General features: G+C 42.4%; 27 protein-coding genes and 1 pseudogene. 12 read left to right on the top strand and 16 right to left on the bottom strand.

Annotated features, from left to right (window positions below; genetic code table 11):
* Window positions 1-83 precede the first annotated feature (83 nt).
* The 4 genes and pseudogenes from AC4CUX_RS09900 (at window position 84) to AC4CUX_RS09915 (ending at window position 1,709) form a co-directional block, all read left to right on the top strand.
* Window positions 84-344, top strand: coding sequence for an RNA recognition motif domain-containing protein (locus AC4CUX_RS09900; protein ID WP_004692489.1), 261 nt, complete (start codon window positions 84-86; stop codon window positions 342-344).
* Window positions 345-384: 40 nt separating this feature from the next.
* Window positions 385-746, top strand: a pseudogene (locus AC4CUX_RS09905) (ASCH domain-containing protein).
* A 75-nt stretch (window positions 747-821) separates the two neighbouring features.
* Window positions 822-1,325 (top strand): DUF6586 family protein, encoded by a 504-nt coding sequence (locus tag AC4CUX_RS09910; protein WP_005400845.1) that lies wholly within the window; start codon window positions 822-824, stop codon window positions 1,323-1,325.
* Between the two features lie 105 nt (window positions 1,326-1,430).
* Entirely contained in the window at window positions 1,431-1,709 is a 279-nt protein-coding gene (locus AC4CUX_RS09915; RefSeq protein ID WP_004692486.1) for a hypothetical protein, read from the top strand.
* Between the two features lie 56 nt (window positions 1,710-1,765).
* Here the strand turns inward: AC4CUX_RS09915 and AC4CUX_RS09920 are convergent, their stop codons facing one another.
* From AC4CUX_RS09920 to AC4CUX_RS09935, 4 genes are all read right to left on the bottom strand, one after another.
* Entirely contained in the window at window positions 1,766-3,481 is a 1,716-nt protein-coding gene (locus tag AC4CUX_RS09920) for a cation:proton antiporter (RefSeq protein ID WP_005400844.1), read from the bottom strand.
* Between the two features lie 144 nt (window positions 3,482-3,625).
* Complete coding sequence (rpmG, locus tag AC4CUX_RS09925; protein ID WP_003654787.1) at window positions 3,626-3,781, bottom strand: 50S ribosomal protein L33; 156 nt, start codon at window positions 3,779-3,781, stop codon at window positions 3,626-3,628.
* A gap of 12 nt (window positions 3,782-3,793) precedes the next feature.
* Complete coding sequence (gene rpmB / locus AC4CUX_RS09930) at window positions 3,794-4,030, bottom strand: 50S ribosomal protein L28 (protein ID WP_000048256.1); 237 nt, start codon at window positions 4,028-4,030, stop codon at window positions 3,794-3,796.
* A 159-nt stretch (window positions 4,031-4,189) separates the two neighbouring features.
* Window positions 4,190-5,638, bottom strand: a complete 1,449-nt coding sequence (locus AC4CUX_RS09935; RefSeq protein ID WP_490792378.1) for a coniferyl aldehyde dehydrogenase — start codon at window positions 5,636-5,638, stop codon at window positions 4,190-4,192.
* 116 nt (window positions 5,639-5,754) lie between these two features.
* Between AC4CUX_RS09935 and AC4CUX_RS09940 the strand changes: the two genes are divergently transcribed.
* The 5 genes from AC4CUX_RS09940 to AC4CUX_RS09960 all read left to right on the top strand — a co-directional run bounded on the left by AC4CUX_RS09940 (window position 5,755) and on the right by AC4CUX_RS09960 (window position 9,424).
* Window positions 5,755-6,456 (top strand): TetR/AcrR family transcriptional regulator, encoded by a 702-nt coding sequence (locus AC4CUX_RS09940; protein WP_005400842.1) that lies wholly within the window; start codon window positions 5,755-5,757, stop codon window positions 6,454-6,456.
* A 71-nt stretch (window positions 6,457-6,527) separates the two neighbouring features.
* A complete protein-coding gene (purU, locus tag AC4CUX_RS09945) occupies window positions 6,528-7,394 on the top strand; it encodes a formyltetrahydrofolate deformylase (RefSeq protein ID WP_004692478.1) in 867 nt (288 codons plus the stop codon).
* Between the two features lie 215 nt (window positions 7,395-7,609).
* A complete protein-coding gene (locus AC4CUX_RS09950; protein ID WP_114836430.1) occupies window positions 7,610-8,377 on the top strand; it encodes an energy transducer TonB in 768 nt (255 codons plus the stop codon).
* Window positions 8,378-8,396: 19 nt separating this feature from the next.
* Complete coding sequence (locus AC4CUX_RS09955) at window positions 8,397-9,020, top strand: MotA/TolQ/ExbB proton channel family protein (RefSeq protein WP_078389564.1); 624 nt, start codon at window positions 8,397-8,399, stop codon at window positions 9,018-9,020.
* Window positions 9,020-9,424, top strand: coding sequence for an ExbD/TolR family protein (locus AC4CUX_RS09960; protein ID WP_004692473.1), 405 nt, complete (start codon window positions 9,020-9,022; stop codon window positions 9,422-9,424). Before AC4CUX_RS09955 ends, AC4CUX_RS09960 begins: the two co-directional genes overlap by 1 nt.
* Window positions 9,425-9,479: 55 nt before the next feature.
* On the opposite strand, the gene msrA is transcribed toward AC4CUX_RS09960, so the two are convergent.
* The 5 genes from msrA to thyA all read right to left on the bottom strand — a co-directional run bounded on the left by msrA (window position 9,480) and on the right by thyA (window position 13,226).
* On the bottom strand, window positions 9,480-10,007 hold the full coding sequence (gene msrA / locus AC4CUX_RS09965; RefSeq protein WP_114836429.1) for a peptide-methionine (S)-S-oxide reductase MsrA: 528 nt from the start codon (window positions 10,005-10,007) through the stop codon (window positions 9,480-9,482).
* 114 nt (window positions 10,008-10,121) lie between these two features.
* The gene (locus AC4CUX_RS09970) at window positions 10,122-10,580 is read right to left on the bottom strand and encodes an META domain-containing protein (protein ID WP_114836428.1); all 459 of its coding nucleotides are present in this window, start codon (window positions 10,578-10,580) and stop codon (window positions 10,122-10,124) included.
* Window positions 10,581-10,675: 95 nt separating this feature from the next.
* Window positions 10,676-11,728 (bottom strand): Lnb N-terminal periplasmic domain-containing protein, encoded by a 1,053-nt coding sequence (locus AC4CUX_RS09975; RefSeq protein WP_114836427.1) that lies wholly within the window; start codon window positions 11,726-11,728, stop codon window positions 10,676-10,678.
* Between the two features lie 26 nt (window positions 11,729-11,754).
* A complete protein-coding gene (locus AC4CUX_RS09980; protein ID WP_114836426.1) occupies window positions 11,755-12,267 on the bottom strand; it encodes a dihydrofolate reductase in 513 nt (170 codons plus the stop codon).
* Window positions 12,268-12,383: 116 nt separating this feature from the next.
* Complete coding sequence (gene thyA / locus AC4CUX_RS09985) at window positions 12,384-13,226, bottom strand: thymidylate synthase (protein ID WP_004692464.1); 843 nt, start codon at window positions 13,224-13,226, stop codon at window positions 12,384-12,386.
* 527 nt (window positions 13,227-13,753) lie between these two features.
* On the opposite strand from thyA, the gene AC4CUX_RS09990 reads away from it, so the two are divergent.
* Window positions 13,754-14,263: a CHAP domain-containing protein gene (locus AC4CUX_RS09990; RefSeq protein WP_005400835.1), complete on the top strand. Its 510-nt coding sequence runs from the start codon at window positions 13,754-13,756 to the stop codon at window positions 14,261-14,263.
* 39 nt (window positions 14,264-14,302) lie between these two features.
* Here AC4CUX_RS09990 and AC4CUX_RS09995 read toward each other — a convergent pair whose 3' ends face one another.
* The 3 genes from AC4CUX_RS09995 to lgt form a co-directional block, all read right to left on the bottom strand.
* Complete coding sequence (locus AC4CUX_RS09995; protein WP_005400834.1) at window positions 14,303-14,671, bottom strand: hypothetical protein; 369 nt, start codon at window positions 14,669-14,671, stop codon at window positions 14,303-14,305.
* Window positions 14,672-14,674: 3 nt separating this feature from the next.
* Window positions 14,675-15,058: an AzlD domain-containing protein gene (locus tag AC4CUX_RS10000; RefSeq protein ID WP_125280825.1), complete on the bottom strand. Its 384-nt coding sequence runs from the start codon at window positions 15,056-15,058 to the stop codon at window positions 14,675-14,677.
* Between the two features lie 100 nt (window positions 15,059-15,158).
* The gene (lgt, locus tag AC4CUX_RS10005) at window positions 15,159-15,971 is read right to left on the bottom strand and encodes a prolipoprotein diacylglyceryl transferase (RefSeq protein ID WP_004692458.1); all 813 of its coding nucleotides are present in this window, start codon (window positions 15,969-15,971) and stop codon (window positions 15,159-15,161) included.
* Between the two features lie 93 nt (window positions 15,972-16,064).
* Between lgt and AC4CUX_RS10010 the strand changes: the two genes are divergently transcribed.
* Window positions 16,065-16,847: an NRDE family protein gene (locus AC4CUX_RS10010; RefSeq protein ID WP_490792379.1), complete on the top strand. Its 783-nt coding sequence runs from the start codon at window positions 16,065-16,067 to the stop codon at window positions 16,845-16,847.
* A 41-nt stretch (window positions 16,848-16,888) separates the two neighbouring features.
* Here the strand turns inward: AC4CUX_RS10010 and AC4CUX_RS10015 are convergent, their stop codons facing one another.
* The 4 genes from AC4CUX_RS10015 to tatA all read right to left on the bottom strand — a co-directional run bounded on the left by AC4CUX_RS10015 (window position 16,889) and on the right by tatA (window position 20,841).
* The gene (locus tag AC4CUX_RS10015) at window positions 16,889-19,198 is read right to left on the bottom strand and encodes a PhoX family protein (protein WP_490792380.1); all 2,310 of its coding nucleotides are present in this window, start codon (window positions 19,196-19,198) and stop codon (window positions 16,889-16,891) included.
* Window positions 19,199-19,370: 172 nt separating this feature from the next.
* Window positions 19,371-20,150, bottom strand: a complete 780-nt coding sequence (gene tatC, locus AC4CUX_RS10020) for a twin-arginine translocase subunit TatC (protein ID WP_078389348.1) — start codon at window positions 20,148-20,150, stop codon at window positions 19,371-19,373.
* Complete coding sequence (gene tatB / locus AC4CUX_RS10025; protein WP_114836424.1) at window positions 20,147-20,602, bottom strand: Sec-independent protein translocase protein TatB; 456 nt, start codon at window positions 20,600-20,602, stop codon at window positions 20,147-20,149. The genes tatC and tatB overlap by 4 nt, the downstream gene beginning before the upstream one ends.
* 17 nt (window positions 20,603-20,619) lie before the next feature.
* Entirely contained in the window at window positions 20,620-20,841 is a 222-nt protein-coding gene (gene tatA, locus AC4CUX_RS10030; RefSeq protein WP_004979030.1) for a Sec-independent protein translocase subunit TatA, read from the bottom strand.
* A 159-nt stretch (window positions 20,842-21,000) separates the two neighbouring features.
* Between tatA and AC4CUX_RS10035 the strand changes: the two genes are divergently transcribed.
* The gene (locus AC4CUX_RS10035) at window positions 21,001-21,885 is read left to right on the top strand and encodes an AEC family transporter (RefSeq protein WP_114836423.1); all 885 of its coding nucleotides are present in this window, start codon (window positions 21,001-21,003) and stop codon (window positions 21,883-21,885) included.
* Window positions 21,886-22,004 lie beyond the last annotated feature (119 nt).

Consider the following 22,004-nt stretch of genomic DNA (forward strand, 5'->3'; position numbering starts at 1 on the left):
TTGTGGTATTTGTTGTGCAATGTTCAGAAAGTAGCGTAGGCGATTGCTTTTTGATGATTTTGCCTATTTTTGAAGGTTGTAAGATGAAAATTTTAGTTCGTAATTTAGAGCGTACAGTGGCCGAAGCTGAACTGCTTGAATTATTTAAGCAATATGGCACAGTTGCATCATGTAATTTAATCCTTGATGCAGCAACAGGTAAATCGAAAGGTTTTGCTTTTGTTGAAATGCCGCATGCACGTGAAGCGATTAAAGCCATTAAAGGGCTGAATACACTACGTTTGCATGGCACGGGTATTCGCGTCAAACAGGCGGAAGATAAACCTGAGAAGCCAGAAGCATAAGTAAAAAGGAGCAATGGATGCTCCTTTTTTATGGGATAAAATGAAAAAAATCTATCCAGCTTTATCGATTGTTGCGCCGATGGGACGACAAATTTCTCAAGGAAATAAAACCTTAGAGATCCGTTCTTGGCGACCAGAGCAATGGCCACTCAAAGATTTGATTATTGTGGAAAATAAGCACTATTTGACCCACGAGGACGATGAAGAGTTGGGGGATGCTGTTGCTATGGTTGATGTTGAGTCGATTCACTCATGGAGAGAAGATGAGCTTGATTCGGCGATGGCATCATATTGGGAAGAGGGATATTGGCTTGGGTACTCACAAATGTGCGTCCAATCCATATTTCGATGCCTGTCATAGCAAAAAGAAAGATTTATTTTATTGAAATAGATCATGCATAATTTTTATTATGCACTGCTGTATAGAAAGATTACTCTTAGAATTGTTATAAACGCCAAAACTTAGGAACACCCTTCATGACTCGTGTTGCCCGTTACCATGCTGATCGCACTAACCAAAAACTCTACTTTGCTCGACTTTCATGTCAACAAGCAGAACAAATTGATCATGTGCAACAAGCTCAGGCTTATCGTGAGGCTGCTGTGTTTCACTTGCATGGTGCTGTACTTGCATTTCTACAAGAGTTGGTCCGTTACTACCGCTTAAATGACTTAAACCCAACCTTAAAGTCCATAGAAGAGCATATGGCAGCTAAAGGGCAAGTTTCGCCTGAAGTGACTGTAATGCAAAAACTATCGAAAGAAGGTTTCATTGCCGAGTTAAAACGTGCTTATCGCTTGTGTCAGTATGCGCCAGAGCCAAGTACACCTGAACCTGAGTCAGAAACTTCATCGAATCTGATCATTAAAGTGACTCAAACCTCTCAGGCATGGTTACCCGATACCAAAATTTTACGTGAGTGGCATCGAGACTTAACGACGTTGATCGATGGCTTTCGGAATGAGATGGTTGAATTCTAAAAGCGATGACCAACGCTTGAAGTTTGAAAATTTGTCCTTATATCAATAAGTCTAAGCGAAGCAAAGTGCAACTGCCTTTGCCACCATGTTGAACATGGAGGAAATATGTCTATAGAACAATTGAAAGAATTATTTGGAAATCAAGAAGCCATTTTAGAATTGGTTCAACTTGAAGGTGGTGAGCTCGCACTACGTAACGCAGGTTCGGAGAGTGCACCTTTAGTCACGATCCAGTTTAATGAAGAGCTCAAAGCATTATTGGGCGACCAGACAACAGTCGTTGCTCAGCAGATGGTGCAAGCGGCTTTATACGGCTTACTTGAAAAACAAGTGGGCGAGTGGCAAGCGGAAGTGGTGGATGAAAAGCCACAGTTCTTCAGCTAAGCCGAATAAGAAAAAACGCACTGAACAGTGCGTTTTTTGTATCCAGTGTTGGATCCTTAGTGGGTGGGTGCTTGATGATGTGCAATCTGAATTTGATTTAAAATATGATTGCTCATATTTTTCGCCATTTCCTCTTTTGCAAAATAAACTTCACCAATTTGATCGCGGCGAATTACTTCGGCTTCTTCTTTGCTTTCCGCACATACCAAAACCTGAATCTCAGGATTGAGGGTTTTGGCGATATCCACGATTTTATGAATATCTAAAATATCCATCGGGGAAAGTACCAACAGGCGTGCATGTTGAATATGGGCTTGAATCAGTACCCCAGGGTCTGTCGCCATCCCAGAAACAGCCGCAATGCCTTTTTCACGCAGGTTTTCTACAATTTCACGGTTTTCTTCCGCAATCACCACTTTAATGTCTTCGGCCATCAATTGTTTGGTAATGCGACGGCCCACTTCACCATGCCCAACAATTACCACTTGGTCACGTAAATAGTCTTGTGAGACTTCATCAGGCAGCATTGCCAGTGGGTCACCACTACGCTCCAGTAAGCGTGCTAGATGCGAGCGCTCACGAATCCAACGTTGTACAGGCTCAATTGCCGAGAACACAAAACTGTTTAAGGTGATGGAGATGAGTGCTCCTGCCAAAATTAGGTTTTGCCCTTCTAAGGACAAGAGTTTAAGTGAAACCCCGAGTGTCGCTAAGATGAAGGAAAACTCACCAATCTGTGCCAGTGACGCACCGACAGTGAGGGCAGTATTGATGGGGTAGCGGAAAAAGAGCACCAGTGCCATGGCGGCAATGGTTTTGCCGACCATAATAATTGCAACGACTGCAAGCACATGCACAGGTTGTTCCACTAAGATGCGTGGGTCAAATAACATGCCCACTGCAACAAAGAACAAAATGGCAAAAATTTCACGTAGAGGGAGAGTCTCTTCTTCGGCACGGTGGCTAAAGTCAGACTCTTTAACGACCATCCCGGCAAAGAAAGCGCCCAGCGCCATGGAAACACCGAAAATTTTGTACGCGCCAAAGGCGATTGAGACAGCAGCAGCCACCACGGTTAAGGTAAACAGTTCACGTGAACCAAGTCGAGCAACAAATTGCATGATCATTGGAACAAGACGTTTCCCGATGATCAGCATAAAAGCGATGAAGCCTACTACTTTAAGTAAGGTGATGCCTAAGGTAAGCCAAATGTTGTCATCAGTACTGCCTGCAAGGGCTTCTCCACCGAGTAGCGCTGCTGTTGCAGGTAAGAGTACCAGTACCAAGACCATGACCAGATCTTCAACCAAGAGCCAACCTACAGCAATTTTACCGTTGACTGAATTGAGTAGACCACGGTCTCCCAGTGCTTTGAGTAATACCACTGTACTGGCACAAGACAGGCTTAAGCCGAAGACCAAGGCAGAGCCAAAACTCCACCCCCAGATCATACTGACGCCTATTCCGAGCAGGGTCGCGACAGCAATTTGTAAAATAGCACCAGGCAGTGCAATGCGTCGAACTTGTAATAAGTCATTGAGGGAAAAATGCATGCCCACACCAAACATGAGGAACATGACCCCAAGTTCAGCCAATTGGTTCGCCAGATGAATGTCCGCGACAATACCAGGGGTATTGGGACTAATAATGATACCCGCAATCAGATAACCAATCAGTGGGGGAAGGCGTAAGCGTACGGCAAGATAGCCGAAAATGAGCGCAAGCCCAAAACCGACAGCAAGTAATATAATGAGATCTACGTCATGAGGCACTAAAAACTCCTTAAGCAAAAGTTAAGGGTGAAAAAGAAGCAAAGCACAAAAGGTGCCAAAAGAGCTTAAAAGTTTAACAAGTCGAACGAAAAAAAAGCAAAAAAAAACGACCTAAAGCAGGTCGTTTTTTCCAAAAAACTAAAATTATTTAATTTTAGCTTCTTTGAAGATTACGTGTTGACGGATTTTTGGATCAAATTTTTTGATTTCCATTTTTTCCGGCATAGTACGTTTGTTCTTAGTTGTGGTATAGAAATAACCTGTACCAGCAGTAGAAACTAGGCGAATTTTATCACGCATGGTTCAGACTCCTTAGATCTTTTGACCTTGAGCACGTAGGTCAGCAACAACCTTCTCGATGCCCAATTTGTCGATAATACGCATACCTTTTGTAGTTAGACGAAGACGTACGAAACGTTTTTCGCTTTCTAACCAGAAACGGTGGTGATGCAGGTTCGGCTCGAACCGGCGTTTGGTTTTGTTATTGGCGTGCGAGACGTTGTTGCCAACGACTGGACGCTTGCCGGTAACTTGGCAAACCTTAGACATGGTGAACTCCATTGCTAGACAGCACCGATTGTGCGCTAGTTATTAAGTAAACGGATGAAATCATTCAAGGGGCGTTTTATACCAAAAATGCGCTTAAAAGACAAGCGATTTTCATTAAAACTAGGCATGAACCCGTGCGATAGGTCATGCCTTGATCATTTAGCGAAGAAGGGTCTTTGAAATCAACTTGTGAATTGGTTTGTTAAACGGTGGGAGAATGAATTTCAAGCTATATAACTTGGGATTCGACATCACTGACCGTTCATGCGACAAACTGAAGAAACCTTCTGGACCATGATATTTCCCCATACCTGATGCACCAACGCCACCAAATGGTAAATCGTCTTGTGCGACATGGGTCAAAACCGTGTTTTGTCCGAAATGCCCTGAATGAGTACGCTGTGCGACATAATCTGCACGCGCCTGATCAAAGTCGAAGTAGTATAATGCAAGTGGACGCGGACGGCTATTAATAAACTCGATAACATCGTCTATTTGATCATATTCCATGATCGGTAGCAGTGGTCCAAAGATTTCCTCTTGCATAATACGCATGTCAGGCGTGACCCCAGTTAACAGTGTAGGGGGCACTTTACGTGTATCGGAGAAGGTTTCATGGGCTGGGTTGATTTCAACCACCTGCGCTCCATGTTCACGTGCATTTTCAAGATAACCTTGTAAGCGGTTGTATTGACGGTCATTAATAATCGAGGTGTAGTCTGGATTATGCAGAATGTCGGGATACATCTCTTCCACACACTCGCGGAAGTGTTCAATGAACTCGGCAGTTTTACCTTTAGGCAAGAACATATAGTCGGGTGCCACACAGGTTTGACCTGCATTCCACAGTTTTCCTGCGGCAATGCGCTGCGCAACATCCCGTAAATGAATAGAAGGATGTACTAATACTGGTGATTTTCCGCCAAGTTCGAGGATCAATGGAACGAGGTTCTCTGCCGCAGCAGACATGACGGTTTTACCGACATTGGTTGAACCTGTGAAAATCAGTTTATCAAAAGCCAGACGACAAAAGGCATCCGAGATCGCACCACCGCCATTGGTCACTGAAACTAATTCTTGAGGAAAGGCTTCAGAGAGCGCTTTTTCAAGGATGCGACCAAAGTTTCCTGATGAACTGGAAATTTTGATCATGGCATGGTTGCCTGCCGCCAAAGCACAAATCAGGGGGCCAATTGAGAGTAATAAAGGATAGTTCCATGGGGTAATAATACCGATCACACCTAAAGGTTGATATTGCACCCATGCTTTAGCCGGTTGGTGAATGATGGAAACGTGACGTTTCGAGGGTTTCATCCACGTGGTTAAATGCTTGCTATAATATTTGATATGTTCAAGGCAGGTGAGCAATTCCCCAATTTTGGTTTCACTGGTGGAACGGTTGCCATAGTCTTGATTAATTGCCTCTGCAAATTGATCTTGATACTTAACTAAGATACGCTTAAGTCGTGCCAAACGGTCAATACGCTCTTTTGCGGTTGGCAATGGATAACGTAAATAAGCGTGCTTTTGCTGTTCAAGCACATCATGTAGGTGCTGAATATCATAAGAATGTGGTGTCAATGAAGTTGTTTTTGTTTGACTGTTCATGCCGCACTACCATTTCAAATTTCAATTTATGTTTAATTTTTAGAGTAATTGCTCTAATTAGTCAAGTTACTTTATGTGTTAGTCTTCTAATGCACTGAATGAATGGTTATTTTAGGATGTCTCAAACTAAAACGTTGAAAACCAAAGAACGTATTTTGCAACTCAGTTTGCAGCTTTTTAACGAGCGTGGAGAACGTTCTGTTACGACCAATCATATTGCCGCTGAATTGAATATGAGTCCGGGCAATTTGTATTATCACTTTCGCAATAAAAGTGAAATTATCAAAGAGCTCATGGAGCAGTATCAAGGCGAAACGCTACAGATGCTGGCTTTGCCGGATGACCGTCTGTTAGATGCCAATGATAAAATTCGTTATTTTCAGGTGCTGAGCAGCCAGTTATGGGCTTATCGCTTTTTACACCGTGATGTCTATCATTTGGTTGAAAACAATGAAGACTTTCGCAAGATGTATCCGCGTTTTGCAGGGCAAGTGATGCAACAAGGGCAAAAAATTTATCAGGCCTTTGTTGATGCAGGTCTAATGCAAATGACGTCGTCAGAAATTGAAGCTCTGATTATCAATTTATGGATTGTACTGACCAACTGGACCAACTTCCTTTATATGTCGGGTCATATCACTGACTCCAATACATTAGAAGAAAAGTGGGTTTGGCAGGCACTCCGTCAAATGGTGTTCTTAGAAGGGGCTTATTTGCGTGGTGAAAGTCGTGAGACGTATGAGCGCTTGTTGGATACGATGGGGCCATCTGAACTGTTTTCGAGCTTGGCGTCATTTAAATCGGATGATAAGCCATAAGGTGTTTTGACAGCTGAGTAAAAAGCGCTAGAATACTCGGCTTGATTTTCATTTTACTGATTTAAACTGACATGAATATGACAACTGCTAACACAGCACGTTTACTGATTACTTGTGAAGATAAACCAGGGATCGTGCAAGCTGTATCGAGCTTTTTGTATCATCAAGGCGCGAATATTACTGCGCTTGATCAATACGCGACTGAAGCTCAGGGCGGACGTTACTTTATGCGTGTTGAGTTTGAACTAGACAATTTACAGTCTCGTAAAGAAAGCATCACTCAAACTTTTGCTGCAAATGTAGCAGAGCGTTATGAAATGCAATGGCGTTTGGCGCTGGTCAGCGACGTGAAAAAAGTCGGGATTTTGGTGTCTAAAGTAGACCACGCCTTACTTGAGCTGTTATGGCGTCATGCGCGTGGTGGTTTGCCGTGCGAAATTACCAAAGTGATTTCTAATCATGAAACTTTACGTGAAGCGGTTGAGAACTTTGGCATTCCGTTTGAAGTTGTCCCTGTAACGAAGGACAACAAACGCGAAGCTTATGCTGAAATTGATGAATTAATGCAGGGCAATGATTTATTGGTACTTGCGCGTTATATGCAAATTCTAGATGAAGCATTTGTCGAAAAGTGGGAAATGAAAGTGATCAACATTCACCATTCATTCCTACCGGCTTTTGTTGGTGCAAACCCATACAAGCAAGCGCATGAAAAAGGTGTAAAACTTATTGGCGCAACCGCGCACTATGTCACTGCGGATCTGGATCAAGGTCCGATCATTGAGCAGGATGTAGAGCGTGTGAACCATGACTTTACGGTTGATCAATTACGTGAATTGGGTCAGGATGTTGAACGTAATGTCTTGGCACGTGCAGTGAAGTGGCACTTAGAAGACCGTATTATTGTTGATGGTAACAAAACAGTCGTTTTCCAATAAAAAATTGGTTGCAAGCAAGATTGAAAAAGGCATACATTAAGTATGCCTTTTTTGTTTGGGTATGATTAGAAAAAACCATAAAAAGTGACAAATTAATAGTTGCAAATGAAAACACTTCTCATTTATCATTGCGCTACTTTATTGTACTAACCGATAAGCGTTATAGTGGAAACCAACCCAGTGGCCACTCCGCTTAAATTAGGTCACCGATTTTAATGAGTTCAACAGTTATTTCTCCTATGCAGACTCCCAACCCGATGAAAAAGAAAGTTCTTGCTGCTTTGATCGCGGTTGTCGTGGGCCATATGGGCGTATTGTGGGCAGTGAACCACATGAAAGCTCCTGAACTCAAACCGATTGAAAAAGAACCATTGAAGGTTCGCTTCGTTAAAATTCAAGAACCACCAAAACCGCTACCGCCTAAGCCGAAGGAAGAACCGAAAAAGGAACCGACTAAGCCGAAGGAAGTGAAGATTGTGGAAAAACCACAACCGACCCCACCGAAAAAGGTAGAAAAGGTTCAACAAGTTAAAAAAGCAGAAGTGGTTAAACCAGTTGTTAAACCAACTGAAACCCCTGTAAAACCGACAGTCACCACGACGATTACAGAGAAAAAAGTCGAAAAGCCTGTCGAGAAACAAGAACAAGCGAAACCTGTCACTCAAGCTGCACCAGCTGATACTTCACCTAAGTCGGTGTCGATTGGTGGTTCAGGTGTGCAATGGAGTCGCTCTCCAAAACCAGTTTATAGTAATCAAGATTTACAAGGTGAAAACCGTCGAGTCGTGGTGCTGATTGAGGCGAATGAAAAAGGGTCGATTGTGAATGCCCGTATTACGCGCTCAAGTGGTGTACCTGCTTTAGATGAAAAGATTTTAAGAGCTGTCAAAGGCGCTAAATTTAAACCTTATAAAGAAAATGGTGTGGCTTATCCAATTCGGGCTGAGCAACCATTTGATTTAGAATTGAATACAAAACGCTAACTTTATCAGGAGTTCGAGTATGAACTTTTCAGTTTATTGGCAACATGCTGATGCAGTCAGTAAAACACTGTATTTCATCTTGTTGGCAATGTCGATTGCAACGTGGACCATCTTTGTTTTACGTATCATGGGTACACGTCAATTGAAACAACAAGCTTATGCTCAACTTTCGCAAGCTTTAGCTAAGTTAAAATCAAAGTTTGCTGTATTGAACTTTGAACAACGTAAATCAGTTGCAGAACAAGCACTCCTTCGTCAAATTTCTGCTGAAAAAGCGAATGCTGAGAAAGGTGTTTCAGTTCTAGGTACGATTGCATCGCTTGCACCGTTCGTTGGTTTGTTTGGTACAGTATGGGGAATTTTCCATGCCCTGGTTGCTGTTGGCAAAAGTGGTCAAGCAGGCCTAGCGCAAGTTGCAACTCCTGTAGGTGAAGCACTGATCATGACGGGTTTAGGTTTGGCTGTCGCGATTCCTGCGGTGTTAGCGTATAACATCTGTGCACGTGTGAACCGTACTTTGGCACATGAGCTTCAAGACCAAGCACACGGCTTGCTCATTGATGCCATGTTGCAACAAGACTCAGCACCTGCGGCAGTAGAAAGTAAAGCGACTCAACAAGGTTTAGTTGGAGGTCAAGCTTAATGGCTTTTCAATTGGGTGACGATAACGATGCTGGCATGAATGAGATGAACCTCATTCCGCTGATCGATATTATGCTGGTTTTGATGATCATCTTCTTGGTGACAGCGACCGTTGCCAACCCATCAATTCCATTAACTTTACCAAAAACGACGGCTGATATTGTAGATCCTCCACCCAAAGCCATTACGGTGAGCATTAATGCAAAAGGCGAAGTGGCTTGGGATAATCAAGTGATTAGCTTGGAAGAACTACAAACGCGTTTTAATGAAGCGGGTGAGTTGGAAACCAAGCCAACGGTTCAACTTCGTGCAGATAAAGAATCTCGTTACGATATGGTCGCACAAGTGATGTCTCGTGCTAGTGAAGCTGGACTGGCAGATATTGCTTTCGTCAGCGATAACTAAGTTGATGTTAAAAAAAGCGACTCTTGAAGTCGCTTTTTTATTTTGAATTCTTGAATTATTTGCTGTCTTTCAATAAAGCTTGAAACTTAGAGCGCAGCTTCATCAGTTTTGGCGGAATGGCAAAGTTGCAATAGCCTTGAGATGGGTTACGAGCGTAAAAGTTCTGGTGATAGTCTTCAGCCGAATAGAACGTTGGTACAGGACTGAGTTCGGTCACAATATCGAGACCTTCTGCCTTTAAGTCGTTAATCGCTTGCTCTGCGTCAGCACGTTGTGCATCATTAAAATAGTAAATGACTGAACGATACTGTGTTCCGACATCATTGCCTTGACGGTTGAGTGTCGTAGGATCATGAGTGGCAAAAAACACATCGAGCAACTGAGCATAGCTGATTTGAGTTTCATCAAAATCAATTAAAATAACTTCGGCGTGGTTGGTATCGCCACGACAAATGTCTTCATACGTTGGGTTGTCGGTATTTCCACCTGCATAACCACTGGTCACTTTATGTATGCCCTGAAGCTCTAAATAAACCGCTTCTACACACCAAAAACATCCACCACCAAAGAGTGCTTGTTGCATTTTAAAATCCTAATTGTGTTTATATCTGTTTATATAAGGGCTGATTGGTGAAGCACAATGTTGTCTGCTACAGATTAAAAAAGCCTGTGATTACAGGCTTTTTATAGAAACAACTTAACGTGGTTGAATGGCAGAGCCAAACTGTAGCAGCAAGTTGCCATGTCGATCGAGTAGTTTCAGCGTTTTACCAAACACTTGGTAATGCGTCACTTTTGCCAGCGCTTCTTGGAACTGTTGCGGAACAGCACTGTTATTGATACAGGCCATTCGGGTGGTTGCGAGCTGGCTCAAGGTGAGCGTATCGCGTCCGACGGTATAGCTGCCCATAATGCGGTTACAGCCATCTGCACCACTGATGCGGTTATCAGCTGAAAACTGAAGGCTTGGAATATTACGTTCATTGGGTGCTGTTTTAATTTCGGTATTGCCGATTTGCGTCAAAATCCAAGTCCGTTGCTGAAGCTGTTGAATGTTGGCCATTTCAATGGTGTCGGATGGCGGTGGTGTCGTTTGGCAACCAGTCATGATTAAGCTACTCGCTAAAAGACTGCTTGCAATCAGTTTTTTTAACATGGGATCAGACTCTTATTTTGATGTATCGTCTGAACTATCAAAGCAAATTTTGTCGTTGATTGCCAGTTTTAACTTGCAGCTTTTCGTTGCAGACCTTAGCGTGTTTGGTCAACGGGTAAACCCTGACGAATGAGCTGTGAATACTCAGGACTGGTTAAAGCTGTTTCTTTGCTTACACGTGGGTTGATATAGGCTTTTTGATACCATGTTTTCATATCCCACTGTTGGCTAATCGCGCCTAAATCATACAAATAATTCGGCAAATAACCTGAAGCTAAAATACGGTAGTCAGTCGGTAAAGCGTCATGTGAAACGGCTTGAACCATATCAAATACCAAGGTGGTACAATTACTGGTGAGGGTGTTATACCACTTAGGATGTTTGGCGAGCTCGTCTGCCTTATGTAGATACTCTACAAACAGTGCTTTACTTTCAGCCTGTCCGAGGCGAACAGGAAAGAAATAGACTTGTTCATGACGAATATTGCTGCGGGTATACACAATATCATGCTCATCTGAGGCCACTAAACTCAGCTCATATTTTCTAAAAAAACCACCAATCGCTGAAAATTCTTCATTTTTCTCTTTGCGAATTTCAATGGAAAAGGTCAGTGGTGCGGTATTGGCAAAATCAAAACTGACCAAGGTATGTGCGATTTGCGGCCCCATCCAGTATGAGGTAATGATATTGACCCCAGTGATTTGATTTAGATCGAAAGAGCGGGTATCCCAATGTTCAGCATAGGAGCTGTCCGGGTGCCATGTGAAATTACGGACATTATGAAGGGTGACATGGTCGCCTTGTTTTTCATAATGCAAGATTTTTGCTACTTCAGGTTGCCAGTCTCGGTCTTGGCGAGCATCTAAACTAAAATACCAAGACAACGCCAGTAAAAAGCCAAGAAGATAAAGAATGATATCGAGGCGACGACCAAAAAAGCTTTGGGTGATATAGATGCCTAAAATGCTGAGCGCAAAAGCAATCCAGATCCCAATAAAAATACGGCTGACCAACCAGCCCAAAGGTTCTTGAATCCACAATGCAAAACACAGCCAAATTGAACTGAACAAGACAAAAATACTAAACAGGGTGTGGAGTAATCCAAAGCCCAGTGTCCGCCAAAATTCTATTTTGATCATGTTGTGCATCGTGCTTTTAGCAAAAAGAATATGCTTTATTTTTGATAGGTTGCGAACTCAAAAGCAATTCCAGTTTTGTCATCAATATGTTGTTCTGACGCGACTTTTTTAAATGCTGCTGGAATGGCAGGGTAATGCGCATCACCTTGCACATCGAGTTCAACATGCGTGAGTTCTAAACGGTCCGCAATGTCGATGGTCTGTTTAAAAATTTCACCACCACCAATGATAAAAATACTGTCAGGTTTTTCTGAAGCTTGAACATCGGCAACAGCTTGCGCTAAAGCTTCTTCGATGCTGTAAGCCACCTTTGTGCCTTCAAAAGCCCAAGAAGTGTCGCGAGTAATGACCCAATTGACACGTTTGGGTAAAGTACGGCCCATCGATTCCAGCGTTTTACGGCCCATAATGACCACACCACCTTGGGTGATGGCTTTGAAGTGTTTTAGATCGGCTGAAATATGCCACGGTAGGTCATTGCCTTTACCAATACAGCGTTGCTGATCCATTGCGACTACATGTACAACTTCTAAGTTTTGAAAGGCCATAACGCGCTCAAATGTCGGTTCATATTTCTCATTCTTTCTCAAGGAGAGGAAGAACATCTATGGGTAAACCTCAATCTCGCTGATTCAAGGCGAGATTGAATTCGGCTTTATCTGCTTTAAACAGCAACGGGTGCTTTAATCCCAGGATGTGATTCATAACCCACGATTTCGATATCTTCAAATTTAAAGTCGAAAATATCATTAACCGCAGGATTGAGTTTCAGTTGGCACAGCCCTAAAGGTTCACGGCTTAACTGAAGCTTCGCTTGTTCAAAATGGTTGGCATATAAATGCGTATCGCCACCCGTCCAGACAAAGTCACCCACACCTAAACCGCAGACTTGTGCGATCATATGAGTGAGTAGCGCATAACTGGCAATATTAAAAGGCACACCTAAAAATACATCGGCACTGCGTTGATAGAGCTGGCAAGACAGTTTGCCGTTATGAACAAAGAACTGGAAGAGGGTGTGGCACGGAGGAAGCGCAACTTGCCCAGCTTCTTGTGGATTCCAACCCGATACAATCAGACGGCGTGAGTTTGGATTGGTTTTAATTTCATTGACTAACCATGCAATTTGGTCAAAACCATCTTTTTCATACAAACCATCGGCTTTTTTGGTTGCACCGAAATTACGCCATTGATGGCCATACACCGGCCCCAGTTCACCTTCTGGGCGACCAAAACGCGCAGTTTGTTCTGCGGTTGACCATTCGTCCCAAATACTGACTTTGTTGTCCTGTAAATATTGCACATTGGTATCGCCTTTTAAGAACCACAACAGTTCAATCACGATCGAACGAAAGTGTACTTTTTTAGTGGTTAATAAAGGGAAGCCTTGAGAAAGATCAAAGCGCATTTGATGACCAAATACCGAGCGCGTACCTGTACCAGTACGGTCGCCTTTATCACCACCGTGATCGAGGATGTGTTGTAGCAGGTCTAAATACGTTTTCATAAAACTCTCAAATAAACACTTCGGGGGAACAGACCTCTTAATAGATGTGCCTGTACTTTCCACTCTAAATTATAAAATCTGCGGATGATTATACTGAATTGTGCCTTATTGCGCACTCGAGATTAGTAAGTCAGGCGAGATGATTAATCATATAAAAGTTATGTGAAAGCTATTACAGAGAACCAGGTTAAAGTGGTTTTGTGCAGGATTTAAACTGCAATAATTGAGTTGTATCGAATCTAAATAGATAGCCGTTTAGATGGGCAATCCATTCCATATCTAAGGACTTCATTAGCCAATGGTGAAACATTTGAGCTTAAGCCGAAAAAGGACTTGGGTAAGGGGTAAATTTTTTTAGTTAATTTAAGTTTCAAAAAGTACAGAGAAAATAAAACTTTAGAAAAGTTGTGTTGCATTTTGAAAAAAAATATTACATTTACGACATGAAAGTTCAATACTGAGCGGTTAGTATTTCGAACTCGAAAAGTTGCACACCCCTAATGATTGGGAGGAGAGTTGGTTTTAGTATGCCTTATGATCAAAACGTAAATATGAATGACATCTATGCGCCTGCGCAAACCAATATCATAATACGTTCTCAGTCAGAGCGAAATGTTACCGCTGCGGATATTTTAAGCTCGAAGCAAGCAAGAGAAAGGGCTATTAGCAACCATCAGCGTGTGGATATTGAAAAATTTACAGGATTTTTAAGAAATATTACCCGTCAAACCAGCACTCAAAAATGTGCTAAAAGTATTCGCATTGGCTTAGAGTCTGCGGGTGCAAGCTTCAAGAGTCATCCTGTGGCTGCGGCAGATTGGGGGAATACCCTAACCAGCATTGGTTATCGTAAAATTAATTTATCTTTTGATCAGCCTAAAAAAGGTGATATTTATATTATCGACCGTACTGCAAAAAACCGTTATGGACATATTGCCGCTTATTCAGGCAATGGCTGGGTTTCTGATTTTAAACAAAGTGGTTATGCGGTTTACCGTAACCAAAATGTGAACTACAGCTATTATCGAATGGATTAAGCAGATGTTGACCGGATGTAGAGCAACTCCGCATCCCGATTAAATTCTTTTTTCACGCTGTGCGTGAATCGATACTAAAAATAAACCAATTCCACTAAAGCCGATACACTGGAGCGCAAGAGCAATTTTATCTTGAGCGGGGAGATAGCCCAGCAAACAAATCAGGGCAATTAGGGGTACAAAAATAACCAAACGCGAAAAGCCTTCCCGATACGGATTGTCCTGAGCAATCTTCAATAGCACACCACGTAGCAAATGCGTTGCAATGCCAATCACGAGACACAAACCAATAAAAATTGCGCCAAGCTGTTGAACTTGTGCTGCCATAAAAATCATCACGCAAGTGGCAATACAAACGATGAGTTTAATTTGACGGCTACAGCGTTCCGAATACCAAAAGTTCAACATGGTTTATTTAGACTCAGGCTGAGTATTGCTATGCAAAAGAGATAGGGGGGAAAATAGGCAAATCCCCAGCGCCATAAAACCAATCCCTTGTGCACCTGGAATCAGCAGCTCACCATCTTTAATATTCATAAAAATCAGTGCCAAAAGTAGCGCAATTGGAATCCAAGTCAGTAGACGATATAAAAAACCTGTAGGATTTTTGGCGGCAAAATGAATTTTGCAGTAACGACAAATCAGAAAAACAATCCCAGTACCCAAGAACATTAAAATGGCATTGAGGCTCAGGGGTTCCATCCAATACAACACACCTGTTACAACAGCAATTGCAATAAAAATAAGTAATTTTTTAAGAATAGAAATTGAGGGATTAAACCAAAATTCGAGCATGGGAGTGATGTATTTAAAAACCAAACATATGTCACTTTAGCATAATTTGGCCCTAAAAAAGGGGGCAATGAAGCCCCCAATATTTTATCCGCTCATCGGATTAGCCATTATTCTTTTGTGGACCCCAATCATAGATTTTCTTTTGATAGGCATACCACATCATCCACGTACCAACCAAAATCATTGGCAGACTGAGGAATTGACCTTTACTCATCCATGCGATGAATAGTTGCCCATTGTCAGGCTCACGGAAGAATTCTACGATGAAGCGGGCCATACCATAACCGATCAAGAATAATGCTGAAACCGCCATACGAGGCCGTGGCTTTGAACTGAACCACCACAGTACGATGAATAACAATAACCCTTCAAAAAAGGCCTGATAGAGCTGAGACGGATGGCGAATTAGCTGTAGCGGATCCGTTGGGAAAATCATACCCAGTGCAAAGTTTGGATCTGCAACTGGGCGACCGTAAAGCTCTCCGCCAATGAAGTTACCAATACGGCCAAACATGAGCCCTGTAGGGACACATGGCGCAATAAAGTCGAGGGTTTGGAACCAAGTCATTTTGTATTTCTTACACCAGAACAGCATGGCAAGCATTACACCCAAGAAGCCGCCGTGGAAACTCATACCGCCTGTCCAGACTTGGAACAACCAGATTGGGTTGGCAAGGAATTGCTCAAAGCCATAAAAGAAGACGTAACCGACACGACCACCAATAACGACACCTAGAGCGCCATAAAAGATCAAATCGGAGATCATATCTGGTGTCCAACCACGTTCTTTCGCGCGGTAGCTTGCAAGTCCCCAAGCAAACAAAAAGGCCAATAAATACATCAGGCCGTACCAATGAACTTGTAAAGGGCCAAGTGCTATTGCGACGGGGTCAATATTTGGATAGGTCAGCATGCATATTCCTAGTCATTATGTTTTGAACAGATTTTAGCTGAAAGAGATGAAAAATGTTGTACATTCAATGTGTAAAGATGATGAGTATCGTTTATGTGTATTGTGGCAATAGCATGGCAGGTCTTGGATGAGATGCCATTGTGTTTGATTTCAAATCGAGATGAGTTCTATCAGCGCCCTTCAAGCCATTTAAAGCAGTGGGAAAATAGCCCGATTATTGCAGGGCAAGATTTGCAGTCTGGCGGCACATGGATGGGTATAACGCCAACAGGACGTTGGGCAGTTTTAACCAACTTTCGCGATGGAAAGGATCAAACTAGCTATCCAACGTCTCGTGGACATTTGATTCAATCCTTTTTAGAGTCTGAACAAACCCCGATTCGTTTTGCTCAAGACTTAGAGAAAAAACAATGTGACTATGCGGGCTTTAATATTTTTATGGGGGATCGGCATCAGGCGGTCTATATGAGCAATCGTGGTGAAGCACCACAGGTTCTTCCGAAAGGCGTGTATGTGGTGTCGAATGGTTTGATGACGGAACATTGGGAAAAAACCAAACATTTACGTAAGCGCTTTACCCAAGAGTTCTTACCGATGTTGCAACAATCCAACATCTTACAAAGCGAATTAGAGACGACAGCTTGGAATATTTTGGAGGATGAGCGCAAGATTATTACAGACTTATTGCCGCAAACTGGCATTAGTCAGGATATGGAAGAGTTATTGTCTTCGACCTTTATTCAAAGCCCTATTTATGGGACACGCTGTTCTAACTTCCTGCGCATGACCCATGAACAATGGTCTTGGCTGGAAAAGCAGCAGCAGGGTGAGTTCAAAGGAAAAATCACGGAACAGGCGGTATTCTTTAAACCATAAAAAATGCCGACATGAGGTCGGCATCTTTACAAGTGCGTTATTTAACCTGCAATTAGACCACCATCATTACGTGTAATAACCACTGTTGCCGAACGTGGACGCGCAGTTTGGTTTACACGATCAGTTTGGCTTGCAGGCCAGTGACTGGTTGGCGCATCAAAGCTCTTAGAGTCTTCACCCGGATGTTGCACATTAATGAAAATGGCTTTGTGGTCAGGCGTCATGGTCACCCCCGTGATTTCACATTCAGCAGGGCCTGTGAGGAAACGACGTAAGTTTTCATCTGTAACTTTTGCACCCACAATAGTTGCTTGTTCATTTGGTGCAGTTGCAGCACCGCCATCCCCCACTTGACCTGGTAAGGCTGCAAGCATCATACAGTTAGTTGTGTCGGTATACGCGCCATCATCGGTTTGAATCCACAGCACGCCCCGTGGGTCAAACCACATCCCATCTGGTGATGACAGGTCGTTGTTATCATTTAAACCTGAGAGGTTAATGTTTTCCGCCATCGCAGCTTCAGCACCAAATAAGTAAATATCCCATTCAAAGGTCTCTGCCGCTGAATTTTCTTCTTTAAAACGGATAATATGTCCGTTGACATTGCCTTTACCGCCTTCAGGATCGGTATAGTTTCGAGGATTGGCTGCATCTGTTGTATAGCTTGTTCCACGGTTCGAGTTGTTGGTGAGTGTGACATACACTTCGCCATTTTCTGGATTCACAGCGACCCATTCTGGACGGTCCATCTTGGTTGCTTTAACCGTGTCACCTGCTAAACGAGCAAATGTAAGCACTTCAGCTTGGGAGTTAAATGGATAAATGACGTTTTGTTCATTTAACCCATTTTTCCCATAAGCTAATTCAACCCATTGTCCTGTACCGTCGGCATTAAACTTGGCAACATAAAACTTACCATTGTTCATGTATTTGTCACCTGCACGGTAACCTGTGTTGATATCTTTAGGATCCCATTTGGCATCAGAGACAAATTTATAAATGTATTCACCACGAGAGTCATCTCCCATGTAGAAGGCAAATGCTTGACCTTCAATCGCACGGCTTGCTCGACAGTCCTCATGTGCAAAACGACCGAGTGCAGTACGTTTCACAGGATTTTGACGACCATCAAATGGGTCAATTTCAACAATCCAGCCAAAGGTGTTCGGACCATTACGGAAATCTTGTGCAGTCGTTACACCTTTAATGGAAGCATCCCAACGATCATATAAGTCTTGTGATTCAACTGCACCAACGGCTGTTTCCCAAGCATAGCGTGAGTTTGTATCCAAATAAGCAGTACGGTTTTGCGCATCTTTATTTGGGATTTTTTTCCCTGAACCATCAAGAATATAAATAATTTGCCCTTTCTCATCTTTTTTAGGGGTGCCATCTGCATTTTTTTCGTATAGATAATCGATGCTTAAACCTAAACCGTAGCGTTTTAGTGCAATTTTTTCTTTATCTGAGCGTCCTGCATATTCATCGGCACCTGAACGTTTGAAATATCCAATAAAGTTCTCTTCTGTGGTTAAATATGTACCCCAAGGTGTGTAGCCATTACCACAGTTGTTGTGTGTGCCGCGAGTTTTGAGACCCACAGGTGAATATTGTGTTGCGAGTAAAGGGTTACCTGCCACTGGACCATTAAAGTCCATGATTGTTGAGCCTGTAATACGACGATTGAAAATAGAATTTTGCACAATTTCAACTTTCTGATTTGTCTTGTCTTTCTTGATGTGAACTACGGAGACACCATGTGCATTGACTTCACGAATTACTTCGTCTTCAGGACGTCGGCCATTGGGTTTAGTTGGCCCTTTAGGATGTAGGAATGTTGGATTGATGTATTCATGATTCATCACCAAAAGACCTTGTTCTGAGGCAGACGAATCATAACGGCCAGTTGAGTTGTTTAAACCAAAAAAACTCATACCATCATGGCAATCACCTGAACGGAATTGGAAACTCGGACCAGACGGGACATTTTGATCATCCCATGCTGCATATGCTGGGTTAATCGAATCGCCCATTGCATAGAGTACAGTTGCTGTATAGCCTTCAGGCACCGTAACCCAGTCATTTAAGTTTTTATCTACTGGGGTAAATGTTAATTTCTGTGGTCGTACGTTTGGATCGGTTGGAGGCGTTGTTTCATTGTTTGTAGAATTATCATCATCTCCACACGCTGTTAAGCTTGATGCTAATGCTAACGCAGCCGCTCCACTTGCAGTTTTCTTAATTAAGCTACGGCGTGAAATGTGTTTTTCTAAAATATCGCGAAAATGTGTATTGCTTGAGTTATTGTTATCGAGTTCTTGATCTTCGTGATATGGAGTTTGGTATGTCATGTCTTTTCCTAGCGTCTTTGCTTGGTCGTTTTTAGAAAGTTACAAACAAGGTAAAGCGTCAATATGACAGCGTGGTGAAGCTTATATGTCAAAAACATGAAATGATCAGTAGCACATCTAGCCATAAAAAAAGCAGGCAATTTTGCCTGCTCATTGTTTTAAATCGGGGAGCTTAAACTTCAGCCGCTCGTTTTTTTTCAATCAGTTTTCCAAAAAAGAGACCAATCTCAAATAAAAGCCACATCGGTATCGCGAGCATAATCATCGAAAGAGCATCAGGTGGGGTCACAAACATTGCAACAAAAAAACAGCCGACAATAATGAATTTTCGTTTTTCAACCAATTGTTGGGTGCTCACCACCCCAATCAAGATGAGTATCAAGGTAACAATAGGAATTTCAAATGTTAAGCCAAAAACCAAAAACAGTTTTAGACAGAAGCTGAGATAGCTGTTGATGTCTGTCATTGGGGCCACAGTGTCAGGGGAAACACTGATAAAAAAGTGCAGAATGGATGGCAGCGCAATGAAATAAGCAAAAGCCACACCAGCATAAAACAATGCAATACTACCAATCAAAAGAGGCGTTGCGAGTGATTTTTCTTTTTCGTATAGCGCCGGTTTTACAAAAGCCCAAAGCTGATAAATGATAAAAGGCATGGCCAGCATGAGAGCCACAAAAAAGTTCAGTTTAAATGGCGCCATAAAGGTGGCGGTAACATCCGTTGCAATCATAGATGAGCTAATTGGAAGTTGTGCTCGTAAGGGTTCAGATAGCATTTGGTAGCTATGATTGGCAAAAGGCAATAAACAAAAAAACAAAATGAGAATTAAACCGACGATTTTAAATAAATGACCTCTTAAGATGATCAAGTGCTTAGTAATCGGCATTTCTTCAAGCAGCAGTTGCTCTGAATCTTGAGTCACTACAGGATTTAAGTTGTTAGATTTCATACAGCCTCCCGCATCGGTTCAAAGCTATTTTGAACACAGCCTAAATAAGGTACCGAATCTACAGATGACTTGTGTTTCATAGGTTGAAGTGTAAATACAGGTGTTTTTTGATCTACATACTGATAAGTATGGGAGATATTTTTATTATCGAGTGTGGCAGTTTTTGGGTGTTTTTCATTTGCCAAAATATTTTGTTGTTGTATGTGTTGCATCTGAGCTTGCATCTTTTGTTCAAGCTCCTGAATTCGCTTCATTTCATTTTGCATTTGTTCACGTAATTCAGACATACGTAGCTCACGGTCAATGTCATTTTGCACATTACTGACCATACGTTTGACTTTGCCATACCACTTGCCCGCAAAGCGCGCTGCTTCAGGTAATTTCTCTGGTCCAAGAACCAATAGTGCGATAATGCCAAACACCAAAAGCTCTGTCATGCCGATATTGAGCATTGCAAAACTCCAATGACTTAATGTTTGACGGTTGAGTTGCTTGTGTTGCTATTTTGATGTTCTAAGGTGCGTGGTTCATTGAGTTGAGCTGCTTCAGCGTCCTCATCACGGATTGATTTTTTAAAGTCTTTCACGGCACCGCCGACATCTTTGCCTAAGTTCTTAAGTTTGGCTGTACCAAAAAGAAGAATAACCACAATTGCAAAAATTAGTACGTGCCAAATTGATAGTCCCGCCATGGGTAGATCCTCATCATTTTTCGTTTTCCCTATATCAACAGGCTTGTGTGACATTGCGGTGACGATGATGTTTCAATTTCAAGACAAAACGATCGCTTTGCACTGATTTTGAGAAAAAGCAGTGTTATGATGATTCCGTGAAATTTCAAGGATATTGAAGTGACGTTGCTGCTCCCTCTGTTGGCCTTTCTTAGTGGTTTACTCCTTGCATCCACCCCATTGGCAACACGGTTGAAAACAGGCTTTTCAAGTCTTTTAGCGCGTTGCTTTATTCCGATTGTTATTGTCTACAACATGGTGTTTTATCAGGCTGGTAGCTTTAGTCTGATGTTATTCAGTTTTGTCGTGGCAGTGCTCTTATTTTACTTTTTCCTCTATTTTTCAAAGAATAAATTAAGCGCCCTATGTTTTAGTTATGTCAATATGGCATGGCTAGGCTTTCCTTTTGCGATTGCGTTGTTTGGCACAAAAATTAGTCCAGCAATGGTGGCCTTATATATCGGTGGCTCTATTTTTGGCAATCTCTGGGCAGTAACGGCCGTTAGCCAAACACCGTTAGCTTTTTCGTTTATTTTAAAAAAAGTGCTCTGTGCTCCACCCATGATTGCTTTGATTCTGGCTCTTATTTTACGTTCCGTTGGGGTGCAACATTGGTCACAGCATGATCTGATTGATGTGGTTTATAGTGCAGCCAAATTTGGTATGAGCTTCTCTGGCATGTGTGTATTGGGCATGTGGTTGAGGCACACCAAAGTTGAGAAAGTGGACCTGTGGCAAAGTAGTCAGACGGCTTTGTTAAAATTAGCATGTGGCGTGGTGCTGTGTGGGCTGAGTTATCGTTATCTCGCTATTCCTAATATTGAACAATATATTGGGGTCATGTTCTTATTGTTCTGTTTACCGCCAGCAGCCAATATTGTGGCTTTGGAAACGCATTATCAGGGTACAGGCATGTCGGCAAAATACATTGCTTCAGGTACGATCATCAGCTGTGTTGTGGTGAGTATTTATGGTTTATTGCTGCATGCATTTGCTGTGATCTAAGCACTCACTTTAGCTAGAAATGCATAGTACTGCTGCGCAAGGGCGATAGAATAGATTATAGAAAATCTTTTGCCACGTCCTCCCCGAGGGGAGAAGGGGCAACATTACACAGCTTAGTT

The organism is Acinetobacter sp. 231_lipA, from assembly GCF_058243005.1.